The 2328-nt window shown below is 72.4% G+C and carries 2 protein-coding genes and 2 pseudogenes; 2 read left to right on the forward strand and 2 right to left on the reverse strand.

Annotated elements, in window-relative coordinates:
* Both AOK08_RS45350 and AOK08_RS41125 read left to right on the forward strand, forming a co-directional pair.
* Positions 1-78 (forward strand): annotated as a pseudogene (locus AOK08_RS45350) (beta-ketoacyl-ACP reductase); the annotation flags it as partial.
* 286 nt (positions 79-364) lie between these two features.
* Complete coding sequence (locus AOK08_RS41125) at positions 365-1603, forward strand: hypothetical protein (RefSeq protein ID WP_055535598.1); 1239 nt, start codon at positions 365-367, stop codon at positions 1601-1603.
* Positions 1604-1618: 15 nt separating this feature from the next.
* Here AOK08_RS41125 and AOK08_RS41130 read toward each other — a convergent pair whose 3' ends face one another.
* Positions 1619-2143: a hypothetical protein gene (locus AOK08_RS41130; protein ID WP_157877028.1), complete on the reverse strand. Its 525-nt coding sequence runs from the start codon at positions 2141-2143 to the stop codon at positions 1619-1621.
* Positions 2140-2328 (reverse strand): annotated as a pseudogene (locus tag AOK08_RS41135) (HNH endonuclease family protein); the annotation flags it as partial. The gene AOK08_RS41130 and the pseudogene AOK08_RS41135, both read right to left, overlap by 4 nt.

A 2328-nucleotide genomic window follows, 5' to 3' on the forward strand; every position in this document is an offset into this window, starting at 1 on the left:
TTCCTCGCCTCCGACGCCGCCTCCTACATCACCGGCGCCGTCGTCCCGGTCGACGGCGGAGCGGGCATGGGCCACTGACCCCGGTGACCGACTCTCCCAGGAGCCCGATGCGCGAATGACCTGACAGTGGGAGCAGTCCCCCGGGGCTGCCCCGCGGCGAAGAGGCATCCAGGTGTGTCCAGCACCTCTGCCTCGCCGACCGCATCTCTGCCACCACCGCGCGAGTGTCCAGCTCGCCCGGTGAAGAACCCGGTCCACGACCGGGCAACACCGCCCCTGCCAGGGCGGATCGCATGGTTCCCGAAGAACCCGGCCCCACCGAAGCGGGGCCGTCGCATGCCCGAAAGGAGGGCGTGCCCTGCCCATGATGCAGCATGCCCGCGCACCGGTCCACCACGCCGCCGCACCCCCGCACCCGGCGCACGGACAACCCCAAACATCCACAGACAACCTGTTCATCCTGGTTCGTTCTCGAGCGGATCAGGAAGTCGGCACGACCGCATCCCGCCGCACGCGCCGCCCCGACTTCCTGCGCGCCGCCGCCTGGGCCATCCAGGCCCGGCTCCACCCCCGGGCCAGTCCCACGACCCTGCGGGTCGCCGAGGACCTCGCCGGCCGCCTGAACGCCGACGGACAAGTCGCCTACTGCCGCGAGGCGATGTGGAAGCGCCTGCGCATCAGCCGCAGAACCCTGGAACGCCACGTGGCCGTACTGCGCGAACTCGGCCTCCTGGCCTGGGCCCTCCACGGCTCCCGCACCAACACCCGCCCCGCCGGCAGCGGCGAGTGGGCGGGCACCGCCACCATCTACGCGGCCGTCGTCCCTCGCGCCTGGGACGACGCCGTCGGACACCGCGTGCACGGCCACGGCTACCACGCCCGGCACATCGGATTCACCCCACGCGGCCGCGAACTGGCCATCACGGAGGCACGGCGGCGCACCCGCCCGCCACGACGCCATGACGCCCCTTCCTGTAAGACCAACCACCAACGACGTACAGCTCAGGTAGAGGGGAAGAACAACAACGCCGCCCCCGGCTACGGACGCCGCGCACGCAGATGCCCGCAACCCCTTGCCGAGCCCTACCAGGCCAGCCCGCAACAAGCCGCACACGCGGTGTCCGTCGCCGCCCGGATACGGCCCCTGATCCCCTGGACCCAGGCCGAGCCGCTGCGCCGCCTCGCCTTCGCCCTGCGGCCCTGGACCACCGCCGGCCGGTCCGCCGAAGACATCGCAGCCGAACTCATGGCGTGGCGGATCCCCCGCCGGCCCAGCTCCCCGGCAGCCCTGATCATGTCCCGCTCCCGTACGCACACCTGCACACCAGGAGCCGAGGACCCCGGCGTCACCCGCCCGGCCGCCGCACCCACCGGGGTGCCGCCCAACCAGGCCTTCCGCCATGCTGCCGAGCAACTGCGCGCCCGCCTGCCCGATCCCGGAGAGCCATCCGCCCCCGAGGAACCCGGCTTCGTCATCCGCGACCGCATCCTCGCCTCCCTCCAGCAGGCCGAACGGGACTGGCGTGCCCGCACCCCCCAGGAGTGCTCCACCTTCGCCGCATGGGATGCCATCTGCGACGCCCGGGAACGAGCACCGCGGTGACGTCCACCCAACCCCTCAGGCGGCCCGGCCCGCCCCGGCCACAGATGCGCCCGGCTCACCGCGGCGAGCAGCGCGGAGCGCCCGAAGCGCTCGCCACAGCGCGCGGACCACCCGCCACAAGGCCACCGTGCCGCACCCCACGGCCCCCAAGCTCGCAGCCATCCGCACCACCGCCTCCAGCCACTCCGCCCAGTGCAGGTGACCGACCGTCAGAGCCGTCCCGATCAGACTCAGACTCAGCACCATGAGGACGGCACTGTGCCCGATCACCGCATAGGAGCACTTCAGCTCCCCGAACGCCTCCGGATGGACCTCACGCCACCGCACGGACGGCCTCGGCCTCACTTCCTCACCGCGCACAGCCCTCTCCTCCACGGCGCCGGCGGCATCAACCGGCCCGCTCCCGCTGTCACCGTTCAACTCGACCGCAGCCACCCGGTCGACGAGCACGTCCACCGACTCCGCGTATCCGAGGAGGAGTTCGCCGACCCGCCGGCCCTCCTCGTCGCCGTCGAAGGGCTCCGGCTCCCGCACACTCATCGAGAGCCCTTCGCACCCTTGCCCGAGGCCGGGCAGGAGGCCAGCGTCTGTCCGAGCGCCTGCTTCTCCGCCGGCGACACGGACAGGCGGTACTTGGTCTTGACTCGTACCTGCGCGGAGGCGTACCAGCAGTGGGCGTCGTTACGCGGCGGCAGCCACTGGGAGGCGTCCTTGGCGCCCTTCGC

The organism is Streptomyces graminilatus, assembly GCF_001418565.1.
Lineage (GTDB): Bacteria > Actinomycetota > Actinomycetes > Streptomycetales > Streptomycetaceae > Streptomyces > Streptomyces graminilatus.